This is a genomic window from Methylobacterium sp. 190mf (assembly GCF_900107945.1).
Lineage (GTDB): Bacteria > Pseudomonadota > Alphaproteobacteria > Rhizobiales > Beijerinckiaceae > Methylobacterium.
The window spans coordinates 281,983-303,436 of record NZ_FNVI01000001.1; the positions used below are offsets into that span (position 1 = coordinate 281,983).

Annotated in this window: 25 protein-coding genes; 16 read left to right on the top strand and 9 right to left on the bottom strand. The window is 72.8% G+C overall.

The window, feature by feature from the left end; genetic code table 11:
- The first annotated feature begins 3 nt into the window (after window positions 1-3).
- Together C4T42_RS01380 and egtD are read left to right on the top strand one after the other, a co-directional pair.
- Complete coding sequence (locus tag C4T42_RS01380) at window positions 4-978, top strand: methyltransferase (RefSeq protein ID WP_026604593.1); 975 nt, start codon at window positions 4-6, stop codon at window positions 976-978.
- Entirely contained in the window at window positions 975-1,934 is a 960-nt protein-coding gene (gene egtD / locus C4T42_RS01385) for an L-histidine N(alpha)-methyltransferase (protein WP_020090972.1), read from the top strand. The genes C4T42_RS01380 and egtD overlap by 4 nt, the downstream gene beginning before the upstream one ends.
- A gap of 70 nt (window positions 1,935-2,004) precedes the next feature.
- Here the strand turns inward: egtD and C4T42_RS01390 are convergent, their stop codons facing one another.
- Complete coding sequence (locus C4T42_RS01390) at window positions 2,005-2,229, bottom strand: hypothetical protein (RefSeq protein WP_020090971.1); 225 nt, start codon at window positions 2,227-2,229, stop codon at window positions 2,005-2,007.
- Window positions 2,230-2,434: 205 nt separating this feature from the next.
- Between C4T42_RS01390 and C4T42_RS01395 the strand changes: the two genes are divergently transcribed.
- A complete protein-coding gene (locus C4T42_RS01395) occupies window positions 2,435-3,163 on the top strand; it encodes an SDR family oxidoreductase (protein WP_020090970.1) in 729 nt (242 codons plus the stop codon).
- Window positions 3,164-3,179: 16 nt separating this feature from the next.
- Here the strand turns inward: C4T42_RS01395 and C4T42_RS01400 are convergent, their stop codons facing one another.
- Together C4T42_RS01400 and C4T42_RS01405 are read right to left on the bottom strand one after the other, a co-directional pair.
- Window positions 3,180-3,623: a DMT family transporter gene (locus C4T42_RS01400; RefSeq protein WP_020090969.1), complete on the bottom strand. Its 444-nt coding sequence runs from the start codon at window positions 3,621-3,623 to the stop codon at window positions 3,180-3,182.
- A 43-nt stretch (window positions 3,624-3,666) separates the two neighbouring features.
- Window positions 3,667-4,116, bottom strand: coding sequence for a DMT family transporter (locus C4T42_RS01405; protein WP_020090968.1), 450 nt, complete (start codon window positions 4,114-4,116; stop codon window positions 3,667-3,669).
- 216 nt (window positions 4,117-4,332) lie between these two features.
- On the opposite strand from C4T42_RS01405, the gene C4T42_RS01410 reads away from it, so the two are divergent.
- The 3 genes from C4T42_RS01410 to C4T42_RS31830 all read left to right on the top strand — a co-directional run bounded on the left by C4T42_RS01410 (window position 4,333) and on the right by C4T42_RS31830 (window position 7,171).
- On the top strand, window positions 4,333-6,342 hold the full coding sequence (locus C4T42_RS01410; protein WP_020090967.1) for an oligopeptide transporter, OPT family: 2,010 nt from the start codon (window positions 4,333-4,335) through the stop codon (window positions 6,340-6,342).
- Between the two features lie 203 nt (window positions 6,343-6,545).
- Window positions 6,546-7,019 (top strand): DUF2243 domain-containing protein, encoded by a 474-nt coding sequence (locus C4T42_RS01415; protein WP_020090966.1) that lies wholly within the window; start codon window positions 6,546-6,548, stop codon window positions 7,017-7,019.
- Entirely contained in the window at window positions 7,016-7,171 is a 156-nt protein-coding gene (locus C4T42_RS31830; protein WP_020090965.1) for a hypothetical protein, read from the top strand. Before C4T42_RS01415 ends, C4T42_RS31830 begins: the two co-directional genes overlap by 4 nt.
- A gap of 34 nt (window positions 7,172-7,205) precedes the next feature.
- Here the strand turns inward: C4T42_RS31830 and C4T42_RS01420 are convergent, their stop codons facing one another.
- The 3 genes from C4T42_RS01420 to C4T42_RS01430 all read right to left on the bottom strand — a co-directional run bounded on the left by C4T42_RS01420 (window position 7,206) and on the right by C4T42_RS01430 (window position 9,522).
- A complete protein-coding gene (locus C4T42_RS01420) occupies window positions 7,206-7,967 on the bottom strand; it encodes an amino acid ABC transporter ATP-binding protein (protein WP_020090964.1) in 762 nt (253 codons plus the stop codon).
- Window positions 7,964-8,644 (bottom strand): amino acid ABC transporter permease, encoded by a 681-nt coding sequence (locus C4T42_RS01425; protein ID WP_020090963.1) that lies wholly within the window; start codon window positions 8,642-8,644, stop codon window positions 7,964-7,966. The genes C4T42_RS01420 and C4T42_RS01425 overlap by 4 nt, the downstream gene beginning before the upstream one ends.
- 92 nt (window positions 8,645-8,736) lie before the next feature.
- Window positions 8,737-9,522 (bottom strand): amino acid ABC transporter substrate-binding protein, encoded by a 786-nt coding sequence (locus C4T42_RS01430; RefSeq protein ID WP_103984621.1) that lies wholly within the window; start codon window positions 9,520-9,522, stop codon window positions 8,737-8,739.
- A 238-nt stretch (window positions 9,523-9,760) separates the two neighbouring features.
- On the opposite strand from C4T42_RS01430, the gene C4T42_RS01435 reads away from it, so the two are divergent.
- Window positions 9,761-10,687 carry a dihydrodipicolinate synthase family protein gene (locus C4T42_RS01435; RefSeq protein WP_103984622.1) on the top strand — a complete coding sequence of 309 codons (927 nt, stop codon included), beginning with the start codon at window positions 9,761-9,763 and terminating at the stop codon, window positions 10,685-10,687.
- A 16-nt stretch (window positions 10,688-10,703) separates the two neighbouring features.
- On the opposite strand, the gene C4T42_RS01440 is transcribed toward C4T42_RS01435, so the two are convergent.
- Complete coding sequence (locus C4T42_RS01440) at window positions 10,704-11,924, bottom strand: pyridoxal phosphate-dependent aminotransferase (RefSeq protein WP_103984623.1); 1,221 nt, start codon at window positions 11,922-11,924, stop codon at window positions 10,704-10,706.
- Between the two features lie 258 nt (window positions 11,925-12,182).
- Between C4T42_RS01440 and C4T42_RS01445 the strand changes: the two genes are divergently transcribed.
- Genes C4T42_RS01445 through C4T42_RS01460 form a run of 4 tightly spaced genes read left to right on the top strand, consistent with a single transcriptional unit; the run spans window position 12,183 to window position 15,365 of the window.
- Window positions 12,183-13,601, top strand: coding sequence for a cytochrome ubiquinol oxidase subunit I (locus C4T42_RS01445; protein ID WP_091676122.1), 1,419 nt, complete (start codon window positions 12,183-12,185; stop codon window positions 13,599-13,601).
- Between the two features lie 7 nt (window positions 13,602-13,608).
- Window positions 13,609-14,616, top strand: a complete 1,008-nt coding sequence (gene cydB / locus C4T42_RS01450; RefSeq protein WP_103984624.1) for a cytochrome d ubiquinol oxidase subunit II — start codon at window positions 13,609-13,611, stop codon at window positions 14,614-14,616.
- Window positions 14,616-14,738: a DUF2474 family protein gene (locus C4T42_RS01455; protein WP_012321840.1), complete on the top strand. Its 123-nt coding sequence runs from the start codon at window positions 14,616-14,618 to the stop codon at window positions 14,736-14,738. The genes cydB and C4T42_RS01455 overlap by 1 nt, the downstream gene beginning before the upstream one ends.
- 48 nt (window positions 14,739-14,786) lie before the next feature.
- Entirely contained in the window at window positions 14,787-15,365 is a 579-nt protein-coding gene (locus C4T42_RS01460; protein WP_103984625.1) for a GbsR/MarR family transcriptional regulator, read from the top strand.
- A gap of 16 nt (window positions 15,366-15,381) precedes the next feature.
- On the opposite strand, the gene C4T42_RS01465 is transcribed toward C4T42_RS01460, so the two are convergent.
- Together C4T42_RS01465 and C4T42_RS01470 are read right to left on the bottom strand one after the other, a co-directional pair.
- Window positions 15,382-16,077 (bottom strand): GntR family transcriptional regulator, encoded by a 696-nt coding sequence (locus C4T42_RS01465; protein WP_103984626.1) that lies wholly within the window; start codon window positions 16,075-16,077, stop codon window positions 15,382-15,384.
- Between the two features lie 261 nt (window positions 16,078-16,338).
- On the bottom strand, window positions 16,339-17,277 hold the full coding sequence (locus C4T42_RS01470; RefSeq protein WP_103984627.1) for a LysR family transcriptional regulator: 939 nt from the start codon (window positions 17,275-17,277) through the stop codon (window positions 16,339-16,341).
- A 119-nt stretch (window positions 17,278-17,396) separates the two neighbouring features.
- Between C4T42_RS01470 and C4T42_RS01475 the strand changes: the two genes are divergently transcribed.
- The 5 genes from C4T42_RS01475 (at window position 17,397) to C4T42_RS01495 (ending at window position 21,446) form a co-directional block, all read left to right on the top strand.
- Window positions 17,397-18,320: a ring-cleaving dioxygenase gene (locus C4T42_RS01475; RefSeq protein WP_042670591.1), complete on the top strand. Its 924-nt coding sequence runs from the start codon at window positions 17,397-17,399 to the stop codon at window positions 18,318-18,320.
- Between the two features lie 71 nt (window positions 18,321-18,391).
- A complete protein-coding gene (locus C4T42_RS01480; RefSeq protein WP_020090952.1) occupies window positions 18,392-19,024 on the top strand; it encodes an alpha/beta hydrolase in 633 nt (210 codons plus the stop codon).
- A gap of 34 nt (window positions 19,025-19,058) precedes the next feature.
- Complete coding sequence (locus C4T42_RS01485; protein ID WP_020090951.1) at window positions 19,059-19,469, top strand: DoxX family protein; 411 nt, start codon at window positions 19,059-19,061, stop codon at window positions 19,467-19,469.
- Between the two features lie 66 nt (window positions 19,470-19,535).
- Window positions 19,536-20,357: an alpha/beta hydrolase gene (locus tag C4T42_RS01490; protein WP_020090950.1), complete on the top strand. Its 822-nt coding sequence runs from the start codon at window positions 19,536-19,538 to the stop codon at window positions 20,355-20,357.
- Window positions 20,358-20,468: 111 nt separating this feature from the next.
- Complete coding sequence (locus tag C4T42_RS01495) at window positions 20,469-21,446, top strand: Gfo/Idh/MocA family oxidoreductase (protein ID WP_103984628.1); 978 nt, start codon at window positions 20,469-20,471, stop codon at window positions 21,444-21,446.
- The last annotated feature ends 8 nt before the right edge of the window (window positions 21,447-21,454 follow it).

The following is a 21,454-nucleotide window of genomic DNA, read 5'->3' on the forward strand; positions in this document are numbered from 1 at the left end:
CCGATGACGCGTTCCGTTTCGACTGCCGCTCCGTTTCCCGCGGACGAGGAGGCGGTGCTGGCGCTGGCGCGCGCCCTGCGCGAGACCGGCTACACCTTCACCACCGTGACTCCGGCCACCCACGCCCACGTCAACGCCCGGCCGCGGCACGCCGAGGCGCGCAGCCTGCGCGACGTGTTCGGTTGGAGCCGGCCGTTCCGCGCCGACCTGGTCCCGGAGCCGATCCTGCGCCTGATGCGGGCGGCCGGCGCCGTGATCGAGGACGGCCCGCTGCTGCGGCCGACGCTGCGCGTCTCCAGCCTCGACGGCGAGCTGTTCGCCCATTCCGCGTATCCCCCGAGCGCGGCCGACGCGGTGTTCTTCGGTCCCGACACGATGCGCTTCGCCGCGGGGGTGATCGCGCATCTCGAGGCGCGGTCGCGGCCGGTGCGGCGCGCGGTCGATATCGGCTGCGGCTCGGGTGCGGCCGGGATCTGCGTCGCCAAGCGGGCACCGGGCGCCGAGGTGGTGCTCGTGGACATCAACCCGGCGGCCATGCGGGCGGCGCGCGTCAACGCCCGGCTCGCCGGGACCGACGGGGTCGATGTCCGCCGCAGCGACCTGCTGCGCGACGTCGAGGGCCCGTTCGACCTCATCGTGTCCAACCCGCCCTTCATGATCGACACGGCGGAACGGGCCTACCGGCACGGCGGCGGCCCCCTCGGGGCCGGGCTTCCGCTCGCGGTGGCCGAGCAGGCGGCCGGGCGGCTCGCGCCCGGCGGCAGCCTCGTCCTGTTCACCGGCGCGGCCATCGTCGACGGGGCGGACCCGTTCCGCGACGCCGTGGCCGACCTCTGCGGCTGGGCCGGGCTGGACTGGACCTACCGCGAGTTCGATCCGGACGCGTACGGCGAGGAACTCGCGACGCCCGCCTACGACGCGGTCGAGCGGCTCGCCCTCGTCGTCCTGACCGCCACGCGCCCGGTGACCCGGCCATGACCGACAGCATGACCGACAGCTCGACCGACAGCTCGACCGACACCTTCCTCCGGGACGCCCTCGCGGGCCTCTCCGCCGAGCCGAAGACGCTGCCGGGAAAGTATCTCTGGGACGAGACCGGCTCGGACCTGTTCGACAGGATCTGCCACAGCGCCGACTACTACCCGACCGCGCAGGAGATGACCGTCCTGCCGCAGGTCGCCGCAGACGTGGCGCGCCGGGTGACGCCGGGGGTGACCGTCGTCGAGTTCGGCAGCGGCGCGAGCCGCAAGATCCGCACGCTCCTCGACGCGCTGCCCGAACCGGCGGCCTACGTGGCGATCGACATCTCCGGGGCGTACCTGGAGGCCGCGATCCGGCGGCTCGCCGCCGATTACCCCGGCATCCCGATGATCCCGGTCTGCGCCGACTACTCGCAGCCGGTCCAGCTGCCGCGAGGTGCCGGGCCGGGGGGCATCCTGGGCTTCTATCCGGGAACGAGCATCGGCAACTTCGACCCGCGCGGGGCCCGGCAGTTCCTCGAGCGCGCGCGCGCCACGCTCGGGCCGAGCCTCTTCCTCGTCGGCGCGGACGGCACCGCCGACCCGGATCGCCTGCAGCGCGCCTACGGGCGCGCCGACGGCCTCATGGCCGCGTTCCACCGCAACATCCTGATGCGGCTGAACCGGGAACTCGGCGCCGATTTCGACAGCGACAATTTTCGGCACGCCGTGCGGATCTGCCCGGACCCGCTGCGGGTCGAGGCCCACCTCGTCGCGACCCGGCCGGCGAGCTACCGGCTGGGCGACCGGACCATCGCGTTCGCGGCGGGGGAGAGCGTCCGGACCGACACGTCGCACAAGTACCCGGCGGACGCCTTCCGGGCGCTCGCGGCCGAGAGCGGCTGGCAGCCCCGCGCCCTGTGGACGGGGGACGGCGGAGATTTCAACCTCCACCTGCTGCAGGCGGAGGCCTGACTCGGCGCGGAACTCTTCTCCCGACACGCTCGCGCGCGCCGGGCCAGTAGTTGATCCGGCGGCGGGCGCTCTAGACGGCCTCGATCGGCGCGTGCTTGCCGTCGTGGGCGGAGCCCGACTCCATGCTCCGCGTCTCGCCGGCCTGCCGCTGGTCCCGGGCCGGCGGCGGGTAATCCGTCAGCGGGCGCCAGGGGGCGGACGGAGTGCCGAGGCGCGCGCCGGACGGCCGCATCGACATCCAGATCGCGACGGCCATCCACGGGACGACGAAGAAGACGAAGGCGGCGAGCCCCACGGCGATCCTCCTTAGGTACGGTGACGCCGGGAGAACGCCGGAACAGCGGCCGCGGATCCGACGCGATCGGGCCTGGAGCCCGGCGCGGTCAGAACCTACAAGGATGGGCCGCTCGGCCGGGCCCACCGGGCCTGATCGGCGGCCCCGCCGGGCGCGGCCCGGTCCGGACGCCCGCGCGGCGCCGCGCAGCCTGCTGGAGCGAGCAATGGCAGATCTTTCCGGAAAGACGGTCCTGGTCACGGCGGCGGGTCAGGGGATCGGGCGCGCCAGCGCGCTCGCCTTCGCCCGCGCCGGGGCGCGGGTCCACGCCACCGACATCAACGCGGACGCCCTCGCCGACCTGCGCGCCGACAACCTCAGCACCGCGACCCTCGACGTGCTGGACGCGGAGGCGGTCGGGGCCCTGGTCGCGCGCATCGGCGCGGTCGACATCCTGTTCAACTGCGCCGGCACCGTCCACGCCGGCACCATCCTGGAGATGCGCGACGACGAGCTCGACTTCGCCCTCGACCTCAACGTCAAGGCGATGATCCGCACGATCCGGGCGGTCCTGCCCGGCATGCTGGAGCGCCGCGACGGCGCCATCGTCAACATGGCCTCGGTGGCCTCCTCGGTGAAGGGCGTGCCCAACCGCTTCGCCTACGGGGTGACGAAGGCGGCGGTGATCGGCCTGACCAAGGCGGTGGCCGCCGACTATGTCGGCCACAACGTCCGCTGCAACGCCATCTGCCCCGGCACGGTGGAGAGCCCGTCGCTGCAGGAGCGCATCCGCCAGCAGGGCGACTACGAGCAGACCCGCGCGGCCTTCATCGCGCGCCAGCCGATCGGCCGGCTCGGCACGCCTGAGGAGATCGCCGACCTCGCCGTCTACCTCGCGGGCGCGACCTACACGACCGGCCAGGCCGTCGTGATCGACGGCGGCTGGACGATCTGATCCGCCGGGGCGGGCCTCAGAACCGGGCGACCAGCGCCACGCCGCCGATCATCAGGGCGCCGCCGAGGATGCGCCACAGGCCGGCCTCGTGGACCTTGAAGCCCACGAGGCCGAAATGGTCGAGCAGGATCGACGTGACGACGCCCGCCGTCACGATCAGTCCGAGAAAGGTGGCGGCCCCGATCCGCGCGGAGACGGAGAGCTGCGCCATCGTCAGGCCCGCGCTCATCACGCCGCCGAGCCACGCCCACCAGGGCACCTGCGCGAGGCGGTCCAGCGTCGGCCACCCGTACTGCCCCGTCACCAGCATGGCGACGCAGATCGCCGCGACGCTGACGACGAGGCTCACCACGCCGGCGAGCAGCGGCCGCGCGAGGGACTTGGCGAGGCCCGCGTTCTGGCCCGGTTCGATCGCGGTGGCGATGCCCGCGAGCAGCGCGAAGCCGTACAGGAAGAGCATGCTGGGATCCTGAGGGTGCGAGGCGTTCGGATCGACGGGTCCGTCAGAACGCCGCCACGAGGGCGACGCCCGCGACCATCAGCGCGCCGCCGAGGATGCGCCAGCGCCCGGCGCGGTGGCGCGCGAAGCCCACGAGGCCGTGATGGTCGAGGATGATCGAGCCGACCACGCCCGCGGTGATCACGCAGCCCAGGAATGGCGCCGCGCCGACTTTCTCGGAGATGTAGAGCTGCGCCAGGACGACCGCCGCCCCGAGCACGCCGCCCGGCCAAGCCCACCAGGGCACGGGCGTGGCCGCTTCGGCCTGGGAGCGGCCGCGCAGCCGGGCGACGGCCATCGCGGCGAGGAAGCAGGCGATCGCGAGGCCGAAGCAGAACAGGCCGGCCAGCATCGGCTGCCCCGTGACCTTCGCCAGCGTGGCGTTCTGGCCCGGCTCGATGGCGTTCGCGACGCCGGCCACGAGGGCGATGCCGTAGAGATACCACTTGGACAAGGCGGCGCCTTCCCGACGAGGAGCGGATCGCACCCGGACGGGGCGGTCTGCTGCCAAACCCGCCGCCGCGCCGGGTGACTGCATCACAGGCCTGGTCGGCGCCGGGACACATCGCCCCAGGGCGGGGCGGGGCAGGGTGAGGCCGGGCGGGCCGGGCGCGGCGCGGGAACGTTTCCGGCCCCTCGCGTGCTGTGCCTGTGGCAGCCCGAGTGGACGATGGACGCCCGCAGCCCGACGATCACGCCGACGACGCAGGACCGTCAGGCCGAGCTGACCCTGCGGGGGATCGCGCTCGGCGCGGCCATCACGGTCGTGTTCATGGCCGCCAACCTCTACATGGGCCTGAAGACCGGGATGACGTTCTCGTCCTCGATCCCGGCCGCGATGATCTCGATGGGCGCGTTCCGGCTGATGGGCGGCGCCGGCATCCTCGAGAACAACATCGTGCAGACGCAGGCCTCGGCGGCCGGCACCCTGTGCAACGTCATCCTGGCGCTTCCCGGGCTCGTCCTCGTCGGCCACTGGCACGGCTTCCCGTTCTGGCAGACCACGGCGGTCTGCCTGCTGGGTGGCCTGCTCGGCGTCGCCTTCTCGATCCCGCTCCGCCGCGCGCTCGTGTCGGGCAGCGATCTCCCCTATCCCGAGGGCATCGCCGCCGCGGAGGTGCTCAGGACCGGCCACGAGGAGCAGGGCGGCCACGGCCTGCGGGACCTGCTCGGGGCCGCTGCGGCCGCCGGGACGATCGGGCTCGCCACCACGGGGCTGAAGGTCCTGGGCGAGGGGCTCAACGGCGCGGTCAGCCTCGGCGGCGCGGTGTTCCGCACCGGGACCGGCTTCTCGCTGGCGCTGGTCGGCGTCGGCTACCTCGTGGGCATCGGCGCCTGCCTCGCGCTGCTGACCGGCGTCCTGATCGCCTGGGGGATCGCGGTCCCGATCCTCACCGCCCTGTCGCCCGATCCCGCCAAGTCGGCGGGCGCGGCCGCCGAGGCGGTCTGGTCGGGCCAAGTGCGCCTCATGGGCGCCGGGATCATCGCGGTGGGCGGGCTCTGGACCGTGGGCTCGCTGGCGCGCCCGATCCTCGGGAGCATCCGCGCCGCCCTGTCGGGCAGCGGCGGTCTCGGCAAGGATCACCCGCGCGAGGACCGCGACCTGCCGATCACCTGGGTGGCCGCCGCGACCCTGGGCCTGTGCGTGCCGCTCGCGCTGCTGTTCTGGGCCTTCGCCGGGGCCGCCGACCTCGGCGGCCTGACGATCGTGCTGGCGGTGGCCGCCACCCTGTTCACCGTCCTGTTCGGCTTCCTGATGGCGGCGGCCTGCGGCTACCTCGCGGGCCTGCTGGGCTCCTCGTCGAGCCCGATCTCGGGGATCGGCATCCTGACCACGATGGCGACCGCGCTGCTCCTGCCCCTGGTCCTGGGGCATTCCGCCGGGCCCGAGGGAGACCGGTTCGTCACCGGCATGGCGCTGCTGCTGACGTCGGTCATCATCACCACCTCGTCGATCGCCAACGACAACCTGCAGGACCTGAAGACCGGGCAGGTGCTCGGCGCCACGCCCTGGCACCAGCAGGTCGCGCTCATCCTCGGCGTCGGGGTCGGCGCCGTGGTGATCGCCCCGCTCCTGTCGCTGCTCTACGAGGCCTACGGCTTCGTCGGTGCCCCCGCGCGGGACGGGCAGGACGCGGGGAGCGCCATGCCGGCGCCCCAGGCGGCCCTGATGACCCAGATCGCCAACGGCATCACGCACGGCGAGTTGCCCTGGACCATGGTGCTGATCGGCGCCGGGCTCGGGGTGGTCCTGGTGGCGGCCGAGACGTGGCTGAAGCGGCGCGACCTCACCTTCCCGGCGCTGACGGTCGGCATCGGCATGTACCTGCCGCTCTCGGTGGAGATGACGATCGCCATCGGCGGCATCCTCGGCTGGGTCGCCGAGCGCCGGCTGCGCGCCCGGGTCGGCGCGAAGGGCGACGCGAAGGCTGACAGGACGGTCGGCACTGCCCGCCGCCGGGGTGTCCTCCTCGCGTCCGGGTTCCTCGTCGGCGAGAGCTTCGTGGGCGTGCTGCTCGCCGGCACCGACCTCCTGGCGGGCCACAGCTCGGCGATCGCCGTGGCCGGCAAGGATTTCGCGCCCTACGCCACCGGGCTCGGCCTCGCGGTCTTCCTGGCGGGGCTCGCCGTCTACCTGCGGATGGTCTCGCGACCGGAAGCGGTCCCGCGGGAGGCGTGACGGATCCGCCGGCGCCCCGGGCGGGTTCCCCGCAGGACGCCGTCGCCCGCGCGGCCGCGGCCTCCGCCACGCCGGAGTTGCGCATGAGAGCGGCTGACAGAGCGGCTGACAGAGCGGCTGACAGAGCGGCTGACAGAGCGGCTGACAGAGCGGCTGACAGGGCGGTTGAGAGAGCGGCCGACACCCGGGAGCGCGTCTTCCCCGTGAGCGCCGGCATCCTGTTCGGGCTCGGCCTCGGCGGCTTCTTCGACGGGATCGTGCTGCACCAGATCCTGCAATGGCACCACATGCTGAGCAGCTGGTACCCGATCGACACGATCCCGAACCTCGAGCTGAACACCCGCTGGGACGGCTTCTTCCACAGCGCGACCTACGTCTTCGTGGTCCTCGGGCTGTTCCTCCTCTGGCGCGCCGCGCACCGCACGCACCTCTACTGGTCCAGCAAGCTGCTCGCCGGGTCGCTCCTGATCGGCTGGGGCCTGTTCAACCTCGTCGAGGGCCTGATCGACCACGAGATCCTCGGCGTGCACCACGTCAACGAGCGGGCACCGCCGGAGCAGTGGCTCTACTGGGACATCGGCTTCCTGCTCTGGGGCGGCGCCATGCTGGCCGCGGGTCTGGGCCTCGTGGTGGTCGGCAAGGGCGAGGAGGCGTCGCTGGCGCGGAATCCCGCGTGAGGGCCGCCGGTCCCGGCCTGCGCCCGGTCCTGCCCTGGCTCGCCCTGGCGGCCGGCCTGATCCTCGCCACCCTGCCGGCCTGGCGGCCCCTGGTCTTCGGGACCGCGCTCACCGTCGAGGATCTTCTCACGCTCCGCTGCCTGACGCGCTGAATCCCGCGTCCCGGCCCGTTCCGTAGGCCCCTTCTCACGCCCCTTCGGCCGCCTCGCCGAGCAGCGTCCGGACGAACCGGCGGGTGCGCGGGTCGGCCGGCCGGGCGAAGACGTCGGCGGCCGCGCCCTGCTCGACGATATGCCCCCCTTCCAGGAACACCACCGTGTCGGCGACGCGCCGCGCGAGGCGCAGGTCGTGGGTCGCCATCAGCATGGTCGTGCCCTCGCCCGCGAGGCCGGCCAGCACGTCCACCACCTCGGCGGCGAGTTCCGGATCGAGGGCCGAGGTCGGCTCGTCGCAGAGCAGCAGGCGCGGGGACGGGGCCAGCGCCCGGGCGATCGCCACCCGCTGCTGCTGGCCGCCCGACAGGCTGGCGGGCCAGTCCGCGGCCTTGTGGGCGAGGCCGACGCGCTCCAGCAGCTCCAGGGCGCGCGCCCGGGCCCGGGCCTGCGGCCACTTGCCGACGGTGACGAGCCCCTCGGTGACGTTCTCCATCACGGTCCGGTGGGGGAAGAGCTGGAAATTCTGGAACACCATCCCGGTCTGCCGGCGCACGGCGAGCACGTCCCGCCGCGCCGGCGGGCTGCCGGGCCGGAAGGTGAGGCGGATCTCGCCGAGGGTCAGCGTCCCGGCCTGCGGGACCTCCAGCAGGTTCGCGCAGCGCAGGAGCGTCGACTTGCCCGAGCCCGACGGGCCGATCAGCGCCGTGACCCGCCCCTCCGGCACCGCGAGGTCGACGCCGCGCAGGACCGGGTTGTCGCCGAACCGCTTCTCGATGGCCGACAGGGCGATCACGCGCGGGCCTCCAGGTAGCCGCCGTAGCGCCCGAGGCGTCGCTCCAGCAGCGTCTGGAGCCAGGACAGCAGCGTCGACAGGACGAGGTAGATCAGCGCCACCTCGATGTAGAGGATCAGCGGCTCGTAGGTGACGGCGACGATGCGCTGGGCCGCCTGGAACAGTTCCGGCACCGTGATGGCGGCCGCGAGCGAGGTGTCCTTCACCAGGGCGATGAAGGAGTTGGCGAGCGACGGCACCGCCACCCGCGCCGCCTGGGGCAGGATCGTGCGGCGCAGGGCCTGGACCGGATTCATGCCGGTGGCGTAGGCCGCCTCCCACTGCCCCTTCGGGATGGAGGCGATGGCCGCGCGGACGATCTCCGACGTGTAGGCGCCGACGTTGAGGGTGAACCCGATCACGGCGGCCGGGAAGGCGTCGATCAGGATGCCGGCGCTCGGCAGGCCGTAGAAGATCACGAACAGCTGCACGAGGAGCGGCGTGCCCCGGAAGATCCACACGTAGAGCCACGCCAGCGCGGCCAGCGGCCGGGGCGCGAACAGGCGCACGAGGGCGGTCCCGAGCCCGAGCGCGAGGCCCAGCGCGAAGGCGATGAGCGTCAGCGGCACGGTGAAGCGCAGGCCGGCCGCGAGCAGCGGCCCCAGCGACTGGAGCATGAGGTCGAGCCAGTGCGGCACGGGGCGGCGTCTCCTACCGGGCGATCGAAGCGTGGGGCTGTACGGGGCGGCGCCCGGGCGAGATCCGTCCGGGCGGGCCCTCTGCGGACGGTCTACTTGGAGACGTCGGCCCCGAAGTACTTCTGGGCGATCGCCGCGTAGCTGCCGTCGGCCTTGATCGCCTCCAGCGCCTTGTCGATCGCCGCCTTCAGCGCCGGGTTGTTCTTGCGCATGATGATCCCGGAGGCGTCCGCGTCGGCCTGCTCGGCGGCGATCTTCACGGGGGCGTTCGGCTTCTGCTTGTGGAAGTCCAGGAACGACAGGCTGTCGTTGACGGTGGCGTCGGCGCGGCCGGTGAGTACGAGCTGGATCGACTGGTCGAAGCCGTCCGTCCCGACGAGCTCGGCGCCGGACTGCTCGGCGAGGCGCGCGAAGTTGCTGGAGAGGCTCTGGGCGGCCTTCTTGCCCTTGAGATCCGCGAAGGACTTGATGTCGGACCGGTCCGCCCGGGTGATCAGCACGGCCCGCGCGCGGATGTAGGGCTCGGAGAAGTCGAACTTCGCCTGCCGCTCCTTGGTGATGCCGACCTGGTTGATCACCACGTCGTAGCGCTTGCCGTCGAGCCCGGCGATCAGCCCGTCCCACTTGCCCTCGAGGAATTGCGGCGCGACGCCCAGCTGCTCGGCGACCTTACGGCCGATCTCGACGTCGAAGCCGACGAGCTGCCCGGACGCGTCGTGGAACGTGAAGGGCGCGTAGGTGCCCTCGGTGCCGATGCGCAGGGTCTTGGCGGCGCGAATCGCGTCGAGATCGTCGGCCCGCGCGGGCGCGCCGGCGATTGCGCCGAGGAGCGTCGCCGCGACGAGCGCCGCGACGCGGCTCGCAGAGAAGAATCGCATTACAGTAGCTCCGAAAAGAAAACGCCGTTCTCGTGCGGCCGCCGCGCCCGATCTCGGCTGTCGATGGACAAAGCAAAGAAGATCTCGGCCGTACAGGAAAGCCGGTGGGCTTGTCGACAGCGCGGTGCGCGCGGTCCGGAACGCGCCAGGACCGAGGCCGCGTGCTAAGAGGCGGCCGGATCCCGCCCGCGGACACGGTCGTCCGCCGGGATGCGCGATCCCGGCAGAAGGACCGCGCATGACCTCGTCCGTCCCCGCCTATCGCGGCGTCTTCCCGGTCGCCCCCACGGTCTTCGACGCCGCGGGCGCCCTCGACCTCGACGGGCAGCGCCGGGCCGTCGACTTCATGATCGACGCCGGCAGCCAGGGGCTGTGCATCCTGGCGAACTTCTCCGAGCAGTTCGTCCTCACCGACGACGAGCGCGAGCGGGTGATGGACGCCGTGCTAGACCACGTGGCCGGCCGCGTGCCGGTGATCGTGACGACGACGCACTTCGCCACGCAGGTCTGCGCCGAGCGCTCGCGCCGCGCCCAGGAGGCCGGCGCCGCGATGGTGATGGTCATGCCGCCCTATCACGGCGCCACGATCCGGGTACCGGAGCTCGGCATCGTCGACTTCTTCCGCGCGGTCTCGGACGCGATCTCCATCCCGATCATGATCCAGGACGCGCCGGTGGCCGGCACGCCGCTGTCGGCACCGCTCCTGGCGCGCATGGCCCGGGAGATCGCGAACGTCGCCTACTTCAAGATCGAGACCGCGGGCGCCGCGGCCAAGCTCCGCGAGCTGATCGCGCTCGGCGGCGACGCGGTCGTGGGCCCCTGGGACGGCGAGGAGGCGATCACCCTGTTGGCCGACCTCGACGCCGGCGCGACGGGTGCGATGACCGGCGGCGGCTACCCGGACGGCATCCGCCAGATCACCGACGCCTACGCGGCCGGGCGTCGCGACGAGGCGATGGACGCCTACGCGCGCTGGCTGCCGCTGATCAACTACGAGAACCGGCAGTGCGGCCTACTCGCCTGCAAGGCGCTCATGGCCGAGGGCGGCGTGATCGCGAGCGAGACCGCGCGGCTGCCGATCCAGCCCCTGCACCCGGCGACGCGGGCCGGCCTGATCGAGCTCGCCCGGCGGAACGACGCGCTGGTCCTGCGCTGGGGCCGCTGAGCCGCTTCCGCCCGACTCAGTGCGCCGCCGCGGCCGGCGCCCGGGTCCCGAGCGCGCCCGCGAGCCGGCGCACCGCCTCCCGCGCCAGGTCCGGGCTGATGGCGAAGCACATCCGCACCAAGCCCTCGCCCTCGGGTCCGAAGGCGGTGCCGGGCGCCACGCCGACCTTGGCCTCCCGCAGCAGGCGCAGCGCCAGGTCGAGACTCGGCTCGTCGCCGCCCATCCGGGCCATGAGGTAGAAGGCCCCGTCCGGCGGCGCGACCGTGACGCCCGGGAGGCGCGACAGCCCCTCCACCAGGATCGCCCGGGCCTCGGCGCAGCGGTCCACCATCGTGCGGATGAAGCCGTCGCCCTCCTCGAGGGCCGCGATGCAGGCGTGCTGGACGAAGGTCGGGATCGAGGTGGTGCTGTACTGCCCGAGCTTGGCGAAGGTCGGGGCGAGGCCGCGGGGATAGATCACCCAGCCGGCCCGCCAGCCGGTCATCGCCCAGTTCTTCGAGAAGGTGTTGGTCACGATCAGCCGGTCGTCCTCCGTGCAGATCTGCAGGAAGGACGGCGCGATCCGGTTGCCGTAGGTGAAGTGGGCGTAGACCTCGTCCGAGAGGATCCAGAGGCCGCGCTCCCGGGCGAGGTCGCGCAGGGCCGTCATCTCGGCGAGCGGCATGGTCCAGCCCGTCGGGTTCGAGGGCGAGTTCACCATGATCACCCGGGTGCGCGGCGTGATCGCCGCCGCGATGTCGGTGAGCGGCAGCGCGAAGCGCCCGTCCGACAGGCGGCGGTACGGCACCGTCACGGGCACGCCGCCGGCGATGCGGACCGCCTCGCCGAGGTTGGGCCAGGCCGGGGAGGGGATGATCATCTCGTCGCCCGGCTCCAGCAGCACCTGGGCCGCCTGCATGATCGCGTTCATGCCGCCCGCCGTGACGCCGAACCGGTCCGGCGGAATCTCCACGCCCCAGTGGCGGGCATGGTAGGCGCCGAGCGCCGCCCTCAGCGCCGGCAGCCCCAGCGACGTGGTGTAGCGGGTGTGCCCGTCGAGCATCGCCCGGTGCGCGGCCTCGACGATGAAGGGCGGCGTCGGCAGGTCGCCCTCGCCGATCCACAGCTTCACCACCTCCGGGTCGTCCCGCCCGCGATCCGCCACGAGGCCGATCTGGCTCGTGCCGATGCCGCGGATGCGCGCCGACAGCGCGGCGGCGAGATCGACGGGCGCGGCGGAGACGAGGGTGTCGGCCATGGCGGCGCGTGCTCTCCGTGCGTCGGGACGCGGCGTCCCGTCGCGCGGCGCGCGTCCAGGGGCCCGCGTGGTCCCGACCTGTGAGGAATCCGGCGACCCTGACGCGTTCGGGCGCGGACGTCCAGACCCCGAGGCCGGATCGACCCCGGACGCCGGCGCATGGCCAGGGCGCCACACCGGCGACACAGGATGTTTTGACTTTTCAGAAATTTCTGAAATTGCTATACGCCGAGTCGCGCACAGAGCCGGAGGCACGACGTGCTCGCCAACCTCGATCCCTTGATCCTCGCCCGCATCCAGTTCGGGTTCACGGTCGCCTTCCACATCGTGTTCCCGGCTTTCTCGATCGGCCTCGCGAGCTTCCTCGCCGTTCTGGAAGGGCTCTGGCTCGCCACCGGGCGCCAGGTCTTCATGGATCTGTTCAAGTACTGGCTCAAAATCTTCGCCATCGCCTTCGCGATGGGCGTCGTGTCCGGCCTGGTGATGTCCTACCAGTTCGGCACGAACTGGTCGGTCTTCTCCGACAAGACCGGCCCGGTGCTGGGGCCGATGATGGCCTACGAGGTGCTCTCGGCCTTCTTCCTGGAGGCGGGCTTCCTCGGCGTGATGCTGTTCGGGATGCGCAAGGTCGGGCCGCGGCTGCACTTCGCGGCGACGCTGATGGTGGCGGTCGGGACCTGCTTCTCGGCGTTCTGGATCCTGGCGGTGAACTCGTGGATGCAGACGCCGGCGGGCTACGGCACGAATGCCGAGGGCCAGTTCGTGCCGCTGGACTGGTGGGCGATCGTGTTCAACCCGTCCTTCCCGTACCGCCTCGTGCACATGGTCCTGGCCGCCTACCTGACGACGGCCCTGGTGGTGGGCGCGGTCGGCGCGTGGCACCTGCTGCGCGACCGGGCCAACCCGGCCGCCCGGACGATGTTCTCGATGGCGATGTGGATGGCCGCCCTGGTCGCGCCGGTCCAGATCCTCGCGGGCGACGCGCACGGCCTCAACACGCTGGAGCACCAGCCCGCCAAGGTCATGGCCATGGAGGGGCACTTCCAGAGTCACCCGGACGGCGCGCCGCTGGTGCTGTTCGGCCTGCCCGACCAGGAGGCCGGCACCGTGCGCTACGCGGTCGAGATCCCGAAGCTGTCGTCGCTGGTGCTGAAGCACGCCCTCGACGCGCCCCTGAAGGGGCTCGACAGCCTGCCGCGGTCGGAATGGCCGCCCGTGCCGATCGTGTTCTGGTCGTTCCGCATCATGGTCGGCCTCGGCATGCTGATGCTGCTCCTGGGCGCCCTCAGCCTCCTCGCCCGCTGGCGCGGCACCCTCTACGCGTGGCGCCCCCTGCACCGCTTCGCGGTGGCCATGGGCCCGGCGGGCTTCGTGGCGGTGCTGGCCGGCTGGATCACCACTGAGGTCGGGCGCCAGCCCTACACGGTCTACGGACTGCTGCGCACGGCGCAGTCGGCCTCGCCGCTGCACGCGCCGGCGGTGGCGGCCTCGCTCACCGCCTTCGTGGTGATCTACTTCGCGGTCTTCGCCATGGGCACCGGCTACATGCTGCGCCTGATGGGCCAGCCCCCGCATGCCGGCGAGAGCGGGATCGAGCCCGGCGCGCCGATCCGGACGGCGGGCATCACGCCCGCCCCGGCGATCGACCCCGACCGCCACCTCCAGCCGGCCGAGTGAGGGACCCATGGCCTACAGCGTCGATCTCACGGTGGTCTGGGCGCTCGTGATCGCCTTCGCGGTCTTCGCCTACATCGTCATGGACGGCTTCGACCTCGGCATCGGCCTCCTGTTCCCGGTCCTGCGGCCGGGCGCGGAGCGCGACACCGCCATGAACTCGGTCGCGCCGGTCTGGGACGGCAACGAGACCTGGCTGGTGCTGGGCGGCGGCGGCCTGTTCGCCGTCTTCCCGCTGGCCTACGCGGTGATCCTGCCGGCGCTCTACGCGCCGATCATCGCGATGCTGCTCGGGCTGATCTTCCGCGGCGTCGCCTTCGAGTTCCGCTGGCGCGACCCCCGCCACCGCGCCGCCTGGGACGTGGCCTTCGCGGGCGGCTCGCTGGTGGCGGCCCTCGCCCAGGGCATCACGCTGGGCGCGCTCCTGCAAGGCATCGCGGTCGAGGGGCGGGCCTATGCCGGCGGCTGGTGGGACTGGCTCACGCCCTTCAGCCTCCTCGTCGGAGCGAGCCTGGTCGTCGCCTACGCGCTGCTCGGGGCGACGTGGCTGGTGATGCGCACCGAGGGCCTGCTCCAGCTGCGGGCCCGGCGCCTGGCCCTGCGCCTCACCGCGGCGACGGTGGCGGCCATCGCCCTCGTCAGCGCGGTGACGCCGTTCCTCCAGGGCCGCTACTACGAGCGCTGGCTGGCGATGCCGAACGTGCTCGTCACCGCGCAGGTGCCGCTGCTCGTGGCGCTCGCGGCCTACGCCCTGTGGCGCACCCTGCGGGGCGGCGCCGAGCGGGCGCCCTTCCTGATCGCGCTGGGGCTGTTCGCCCTGACCTTCCTGGGGCTCGGCATCAGCATCTTCCCCGACATCGTGCCGGGCCGGATCACGATCTGGCAGGCGGCCGCCCCCGAGGCGAGCCAGATCTTCCTGCTGGCCGGCGCGTCGGTTTTGATCCCGATCATACTGGCCTACACCGCGTACGCGTACTGGGTCTTCCGCGGCAAGGTCGACGCGCACGGATATCACTGATGGCACCCGCAGCAGCACAGCCCCTCTGGAAGCGCCTCGCGTGGTTCGCGGGGCTCTGGGCCTCCAGCATCGTCGGCCTCGGCTTCGTCGCGACGGTCCTGCGGTATTGGCTCAAGAGCTGATAGACCGGGGGGCGCCCGCCTGACCTCTCGCCGCGTCGGATCCCTGCCGTGCAGCTGCCCCCGCTCGTCCAGACCTTCGTGCTGCATTTCGGCGAGATGGGCTCGCGCTGGGGCATCAACCGGACCGTGGGGCAGATCTACGCCCTGCTGTTCGTGGCCGAGCGGCCGCTCAACGCCGACGAGATCGTCGAGCGGCTCGGCGTGTCGCGCTCCAACGTCAGCATGGGCCTGAAGGAGCTCCAGGCTTGGAACCTCGTCCGGCTCCAGCATCGGCCCGGCGACCGGCGCGACTACTTCACGACGCCCGAGGACATCTGGCAGATCGTCCGCACGCTGGTCGAGGAGCGCAAGAAGCGCGAGGTCGACCCGACCTTGACCCTCCTGCGCGAACTCCTGATGCAGGAGCCGGCGACCGAGGAGGAGCGGCACGCCCAGGCGCGCCTGCGGGAGATGCACGACCTCTTCGAGCTGTTCGCCGGCTGGTACGCGGACGTGCGCCGCCTCGATACCGAGCGCCTCGTCCAGCTCCTGACCCTCGGCTCGAAGGTCCAGAAGGTCCTGGAGATGAAGGATCGCCTGAGCCGCCTGCCGGGCCGGATCGGCGGCCGGTCGGCCAAGCCGGACTGAGCCGCCTCGCGGACGATCAGGCCTCGGCGAGCGCCCCCCGGTAGAGGGCGATGAGCGAGGCGCCGACATGCTCGATGTGGCGCCGCAGGCAGGCGGCCGCCGCGTCGAACGTGCGGGCCTCGCACAGGGCCAGGATCTGCGCGTGCTCGCTGACCGCGCGGGTCGCGTCCTCGGAGGTCGCGATCTGCAGCCGCGTCGGCCGCTCGCAATCCTGCAGCAGCGCGGAGACGATCGCCAGCGACCGCGGCCGGCCGGCGTGCCGGATCAGGTCGAGGTGGAAGCGGCTGTTCAGGTCGCCCCACCGGAGGACCTGACCGGTCTCCAGCGCCGCGCCGTACTCCTTCGAGAGGGCGTCGAGATCGCGGATGTCGTCGGGGGTCAGGTGCGGGGCCGAGAGCAGGAGCAGTTCCGGCTCGAGCTGGACGCGCAGCTGGAAGATGTCCTCGACCTCCTGCAGCGAGAGGCCCGTCACGACCGCCCCGCGGTGCGGCACGATCCGCACGAGCTTGCTGGCTTCCAGCTGCAGCAGGGCCTCGCGCACCGGGATCCGGCTGATCCCGAACTCCTCCGCCAGGGCGTCCTGGCGGAGCTGCACTCCCGGCGGCAGTTCACCGTTCAGGATCTGCTCGCGGAGCGAGTCCGCCACGGCCGCCGCCACAGTCTTGTGCCGCAACCGGTCGGGTGCGGGGCGTCCGGGAATCAGAGGAGACATCGACGCCTCAACAGAATCGTATACATGTATACAACGCGCCTTACTGACCCGAAAATGCGCCGCTGTCCAATGCCAGATTGTCCTGGATAAACCTGAAGTTTGCTTGGCCGAGATTCCCGGCCGAGCGGCAAGTCTCGGCCGTTCTCCGACAGATGCACCCGCAAGGAGCAGGCCGTCTTCGGAGGCACGCTGCTCGCCGGTAACGCACGTTCGCGTAGACGGCATTGATCCAGGTGAATGACGCGCGCGCCGGCGCGGGACTCACCGGTCCGCCGCGTGGCCTCGCGGCGGCGGCGCGGCCCAGGGCGCCTGGCCGAGGGTCTGGGCGAGATGGGCGATCAGCGCCGTCACCCGCGCCGGCCGCGGATCGCCCGGCGGCGTGACGAGGTGCAGGGCGATCGGCGGCGGCGACCAGGCCGGCAGCACCCGCTCGAGGCGCCCGGCTTCGAGGTCGTCCCAGATCATGAAGTCGGGCTGCAGGGCGAGTCCGAGGCCGGCCCGCAGCGCCGGCGCCAGCGCCTCGGCGTTGTTCGCCCGGAGCTGGCCCGCCGGCACCACGACGGCCTCCGCGCCGCTCCCGTCCACGAAGCGCCAGCGGTCCGGCGTCGGCAGGTAGGCGTAGCCGAGGCAGGTGTGGTGAACGAGGTCGTCCGGGTGCTCGGGCCGGCCGTGCCGGTCGAGATAGACGGGCGTGGCGACCAGCGAGCGGCGGATCTCGCAGAGCCGGCGCGCGCGCAGGGAGGAATCCGGCAGGGCCGCGATGCGCAGCCCGATGTCGAACCCGCCGCCGACGAGGTCGACGACCGCGTCCGACAGGTGGAGATCCACCGAGACGGCCGGGTACTCCCGGAGGAAGGCCGGCAGGATCGGGGCCACGTGCATCACCCCGAAGGTCATCGGCGCCGCGAGCCGCACCAGCCCGCGCGGCTCCGCGGCGCCCGCCGTCGCCAGCGCCTCCGCGGCCTCGCCCTCGGCGAGGATGCGCGCGGCACCGTCCTTGGCGGCCTGCCCGGCCTCGGTGAGGGCGAGCTTCCGCGACGTGCGGTTGAACAGGCGGGCGCCGATCCGCAATTCGAGCCGGCTCACTGCCTTCGAGACCGTGGCCTTCGACAGGCCCAGTTCCGCGGCGGCGCGGCCGAAGGAGCCGGTCTCCACCACCTTGGCGAACACGGCCCAGGCCTCGAAATCGGGCAGTCTCATCGATCAGATCCGGAAACGATAGGTTTCCACCGTTTCTATTTTCGCCGCCCATGGCAAGGGGCACATTCCCGTCATCGCAACAGGCCGCCCGCCGCGGCCTTCCGTCGGGAGACATCGCCATGGTTCAGACCGGCCTCCACCACGTCACGGCCTTTTCCGGGCCGGCCCTGCGCAACCTCGACTTCCACACCCGAATCCTCGGGCTGCGTCTGGTGAAGAAGACCGTCAATTTCGACGATCCGGGCACCTACCACCTGTACTACGGCGACGCGGCCGGGCGGCCCGGCACGATCCTGACCTTCTTCCCCGTCGAGCACGCCGCGCCGGGCCGGGTCGGGATCGGCGAGACCCAGGAGACGGCCTTCCGGGTTCCCCGCGCCTCCATCGGCTGGTGGACCCACCGGCTCATCGAGAAGGGCGTGGCCCACGAGCCGCTGGTCCAGGTCTTCGGCGCGCCGACGCTGCGCTTCCGCGACCCGGACGGCATGATGCTCGCGCTGGTGGGCGTCGATGTCGGCGACGCGGAGGGCTGGGCGTCGAGCGAGGTGCCGGCCGAGCACGCGATCCGCGGCCTGCACGGCGTCACGCTCCTCCTCGACAGGGCCGAGGCGACCGCCGCGATCCTCACGGAGGTGCTCGGGCTGGAAGAGGTCGGCCGCGAGGGCAACCTGATCCGCTTCGCGGGCAGCGCCGAGCTCGGCGGTCTCGTCACCCTGCGGGCCGTCGGCGGGTTCCTGCCCGGCCGCCCGGGGGCGGGCTCGGTCCACCACATCGCGTTCCGGGCGGCGGACGACGCCGCGCAGGCCGCGATGGGCCGGGCGCTCGCGGCGCGGGGGCTCCACGTCACCGAGCAGCGCGACCGCCAGTACTTCCGCTCGATCTACTTCCGCGAGCCCGGCGGCGTGCTGTTCGAGATCGCCACCGACGCGCCCGGCTTCGCGGTGGACGAGCCGATCGAGGCCCTCGGCCAGGCCCTCAAGCTCCCCGCCGGCCTCGAGCCGCACCGGGCCGAGATCGAGGCCGTCCTGCCGAAGGTCGCCTGAGCCGCGACACCACCATGCCCGCCCCGCGCCCGCGCGGGGCGGGACCTCTCCCCGTCACCCGTGAGGCCATCATGACCCAGGACACCGCCGGCTTCATCCACCGCTTCGAGCCCGGTCCCGACACCGCCCGTCCCCTGCTGCTCCTGCACGGGACCGGTGGCGACGAGACCGACCTCCTGCCCCTCGGCCGCACGGTCGCGCCGGAGGCCGCCCTGCTGGCGCCCCGCGGCGCCGTCAGCGAGAACGGCATGCCGCGATTCTTCCGGCGCCTGGCGGAGGGCGTCTTCGACGAGGCGGACCTGCGCCGCCGCACCGGCGACCTCGCGGCCTTCGTGGCGGCCGCCCGGACGCGGTACGGGCTCGGGACGCCGGTGGCGCTGGGCTTCTCGAACGGCGCCAATATCGCCGCGTCGCTGCTGCTGCTGCGGCCGGAGACCCTGGCGGGCGCGGTCCTGATCCGCCCGATGGTGCCGTTCGCCGAGCCCCCGGCCGCGGATCTCGCCGGCCGGCCGGTCCTGATCCTCTCCGGGGCGATGGACCCGATCGTGCCCGTCGAGAACGCGCGGCGCCTCGCGCAGCAGCTCACCGCGGCCGGAGTTCGCGTCGAGCACCGCATCCTGCCGACGGGCCACGGCCTGTCGCAGGCCGATATCGGCCTGGCGCTGAACTGGCTTCGCGGCCTCACACTTCCCGAAGCGGCCTGAGCCGGCCGCGCACGACAGGACGGAGCGTTCGACGATGCCCCCGATCTATTCTTCCAGCGCGACCGCCCTGTTGCCGGTGACCGGCCGGGTCCTGATGAGCGCGATCTTCCTCGTGAGCGGCGCCGGCAAGCTCGCGGCCCCGGCCGCGACGCTCGCCACCATCGAGGCCGCCCACCTGCCGCTGCCGCCGCTCGCCTACGCGGCGGCGACCTCCGTGGAGGTCGTCGGCGGGCTGCTGCTCGTCGCCGGCTACCGCACGCGGCTGGTCGCCCTGGCCCTCGCGCTCTTCGCGGTGGCCACCGCGGTGACCTTCCACGCGGCCCTCGGCGACCAGAACCAGATGTTCCACTTCCTGAAGAACCTCGCCATGGCCGGCGGCTTGCTTCAGGTCGCGGCCTTCGGGGCCGGCCCGCTCAGCCTCGACGCGCGGCAGGGCCGAGCCTGACCGGTCCGTCGGTCCGCGCGACCCCTCCTTCTCGCCCTCTGCCTTCTCGACCCTCGGGAGACCACGATGCCCTACTTCACCGCGCAGGACGGCACCCAGATCTACTACAAGGACTGGGGCGCCGGGCAGCCGGTGGTCTTCAGCCACGGCTGGCCGCTCAACGGCGACGCCTGGGAGGACCAGATGCTGTTCCTCGCGGAGCGCCGGTTCCGGGTCATCGCCCATGACCGGCGCGGGCACGGTCGCTCCGGGCAGCCCTGGTCGGGCAACGACATGGACACCTTCGCGGACGACCTCGCCGGGCTGATCGCCCATCTCGACCTGCGCGACGCGGTGCTGGTCGGCCACTCCACCGGCGGCGGCGAGGTCGCCCGCACCATCGGGCGGCACGGGACGGCGCGCATCGCCAAGGCGGTGCTGGTCGGGGCCGTGACGCCCCAGATGGTCCGGACCGACGCGAATCCGGGCGGCCTGCCCCGGGACGTGTTCGACCGCATCCGAGACTCGGTCCTGCGCGACCGGTCCCAGTTCTTCAAGGACCTGAGCGGCCCGTTCTACGGCGCGAACCGCGCCGGCGCCGCGGTCAGCGAAGGCCTGCGGGACACGTTCTGGATGCAGGGCATGATGGCGGGCCTGCGGAACGTGCACGCCTGCGTGGCGGCCTTCTCGGAGACCGACTTCACCGAGGACCTGAAGCGCATCGACGTGCCGACCCTGCTCGTGCACGGCGACGACGACCAGATCGTGCCGATCGACGCCACCGCGCGCGCCGCCGTCAAGCTCGTGCCGGGCGCCGTGCTGAAGGAGTATCCGGGCGCCCCGCACGGGCTGGCCGCCACCCACAAGGACCGGCTCAACGCCGACCTGCTCGCCTTCATCCAGGGCTGAGATCCCGGGTCGCGTTGACCGGCGGCCTTCCCCGCGCCGGTTCGGGCTCCTAAAGCCTGCGACGGGCCGCGCCGCGGCTCGTCAGACGCCAGAAGCCGCACGGATCCCCGCATGCCGACCTCCGACGCACCGCTCACCATCGGGATCATCGGCGCGGGAATCATGGCCGAGCGCCTGCTCGGCGCGATCCACGGGGCGACGGACTCGCCCGTGCGGGTCGCGGCGATCTGGGATCCGGCCCCGGCGGCCCTGGACCGGATCGGCGCGGCCTTCCCGGCGGTGCCGCGGGTGGCCGATTCCGCCGCCGTCGTGGCGGCGAGCGACTGCGTCTACGTCGCCTCGCCGCCCGCCTCGCATCTCGGCTACGCCCGCGCCGCCCTGGCCGCCGGCCGGAGCGTCTTCTGCGAGAAGCCGCTGGCCATCGATCGCGCCGATGCCCGCGCCTTCGTGGCGGAGGCGAGGGGCGCGGGCACGGTCAATTTCCCGTTCGCCTCGTCGCCGGGCGTGGCGACGATCGAGCGCTGGATCGCGGCCGGCGCGGTCGGCACGCCACGGGCGCTCACCGTCGCGGTGGCGTTCGCCCGCTGGCCCCGGCCCTGGCAGGCCGACGCCGCCCGCTGGCTCGACGCGCGGGGCGAGGGCGGCTTCACCCGCGAGGTGGTCTCGCACTTCCTGTTCCTGGCCCGCCGCCAGCTCGGCCCGCTCGCCGGGCTCGCCGGACGGATCGCCTTCCCGGAACCGGGCCGGTCCGAGCGCGCGATCGACGTGACGCTCACGGCGGGCGGGATCCCCGTCACCCTGACCGGCCGCGTTGGCGGCGTCGCGGCCGACGACCACAACACGTGGACGCTGGAGGGCGACGCGGGCGCCGTCCGGCTGCGCGACTGGGCCATCGCCGAGCGGCGGGGCGCCGACGGGCGCTTCGAGCCGGAGCCCGACGCGATCCCGAACGAGAAGCTGCGGCCGATCACGCTCCGGCGCCAGCTCGAGGGCGTCGTCCGCATGGCGCGCGGCGAGCCCCACCACCTCGCCACCTTCGCGGAGGCGCTCGACGTGCAGGAGGTCGTCGAGTCGATCCTGACCCTGTGAGGGCGGCC

Coding starts and splice junctions, on each gene's coding strand:
- C4T42_RS01395 (WP_020090970.1), top strand. CDS start 2,435: ATGGCAGATCTTTCCGGAAAGACGGTCCTGGTCACGGCGGCGGGTCAG.
- C4T42_RS01490 (WP_020090950.1), top strand. CDS start 19,536: ATGCCCTACTTCACCGCGCAGGACGGCACCCAGATCTACTACAAGGAC.
- C4T42_RS01430 (WP_103984621.1), bottom strand. CDS start 9,522: ATGCGATTCTTCTCTGCGAGCCGCGTCGCGGCGCTCGTCGCGGCGACG.
- C4T42_RS01410 (WP_020090967.1), top strand. CDS start 4,333: ATGGACGCCCGCAGCCCGACGATCACGCCGACGACGCAGGACCGTCAG.
- C4T42_RS01435 (WP_103984622.1), top strand. CDS start 9,761: ATGACCTCGTCCGTCCCCGCCTATCGCGGCGTCTTCCCGGTCGCCCCC.
- egtD (WP_020090972.1), top strand. CDS start 975: ATGACCGACAGCATGACCGACAGCTCGACCGACAGCTCGACCGACACC.
- C4T42_RS01465 (WP_103984626.1), bottom strand. CDS start 16,077: ATGTCTCCTCTGATTCCCGGACGCCCCGCACCCGACCGGTTGCGGCAC.
- C4T42_RS01485 (WP_020090951.1), top strand. CDS start 19,059: ATGCCCCCGATCTATTCTTCCAGCGCGACCGCCCTGTTGCCGGTGACC.
- C4T42_RS01480 (WP_020090952.1), top strand. CDS start 18,392: ATGACCCAGGACACCGCCGGCTTCATCCACCGCTTCGAGCCCGGTCCC.
- C4T42_RS01475 (WP_042670591.1), top strand. CDS start 17,397: ATGGTTCAGACCGGCCTCCACCACGTCACGGCCTTTTCCGGGCCGGCC.
- cydB (WP_103984624.1), top strand. CDS start 13,609: ATGGCCTACAGCGTCGATCTCACGGTGGTCTGGGCGCTCGTGATCGCC.
- C4T42_RS01440 (WP_103984623.1), bottom strand. CDS start 11,924: ATGGCCGACACCCTCGTCTCCGCCGCGCCCGTCGATCTCGCCGCCGCG.
- C4T42_RS01470 (WP_103984627.1), bottom strand. CDS start 17,277: ATGAGACTGCCCGATTTCGAGGCCTGGGCCGTGTTCGCCAAGGTGGTG.
- C4T42_RS01495 (WP_103984628.1), top strand. CDS start 20,469: ATGCCGACCTCCGACGCACCGCTCACCATCGGGATCATCGGCGCGGGA.
- C4T42_RS01455 (WP_012321840.1), top strand. CDS start 14,616: ATGGCACCCGCAGCAGCACAGCCCCTCTGGAAGCGCCTCGCGTGGTTC.
- C4T42_RS01380 (WP_026604593.1), top strand. CDS start 4: ATGACGCGTTCCGTTTCGACTGCCGCTCCGTTTCCCGCGGACGAGGAG.
- C4T42_RS01400 (WP_020090969.1), bottom strand. CDS start 3,623: ATGCTCTTCCTGTACGGCTTCGCGCTGCTCGCGGGCATCGCCACCGCG.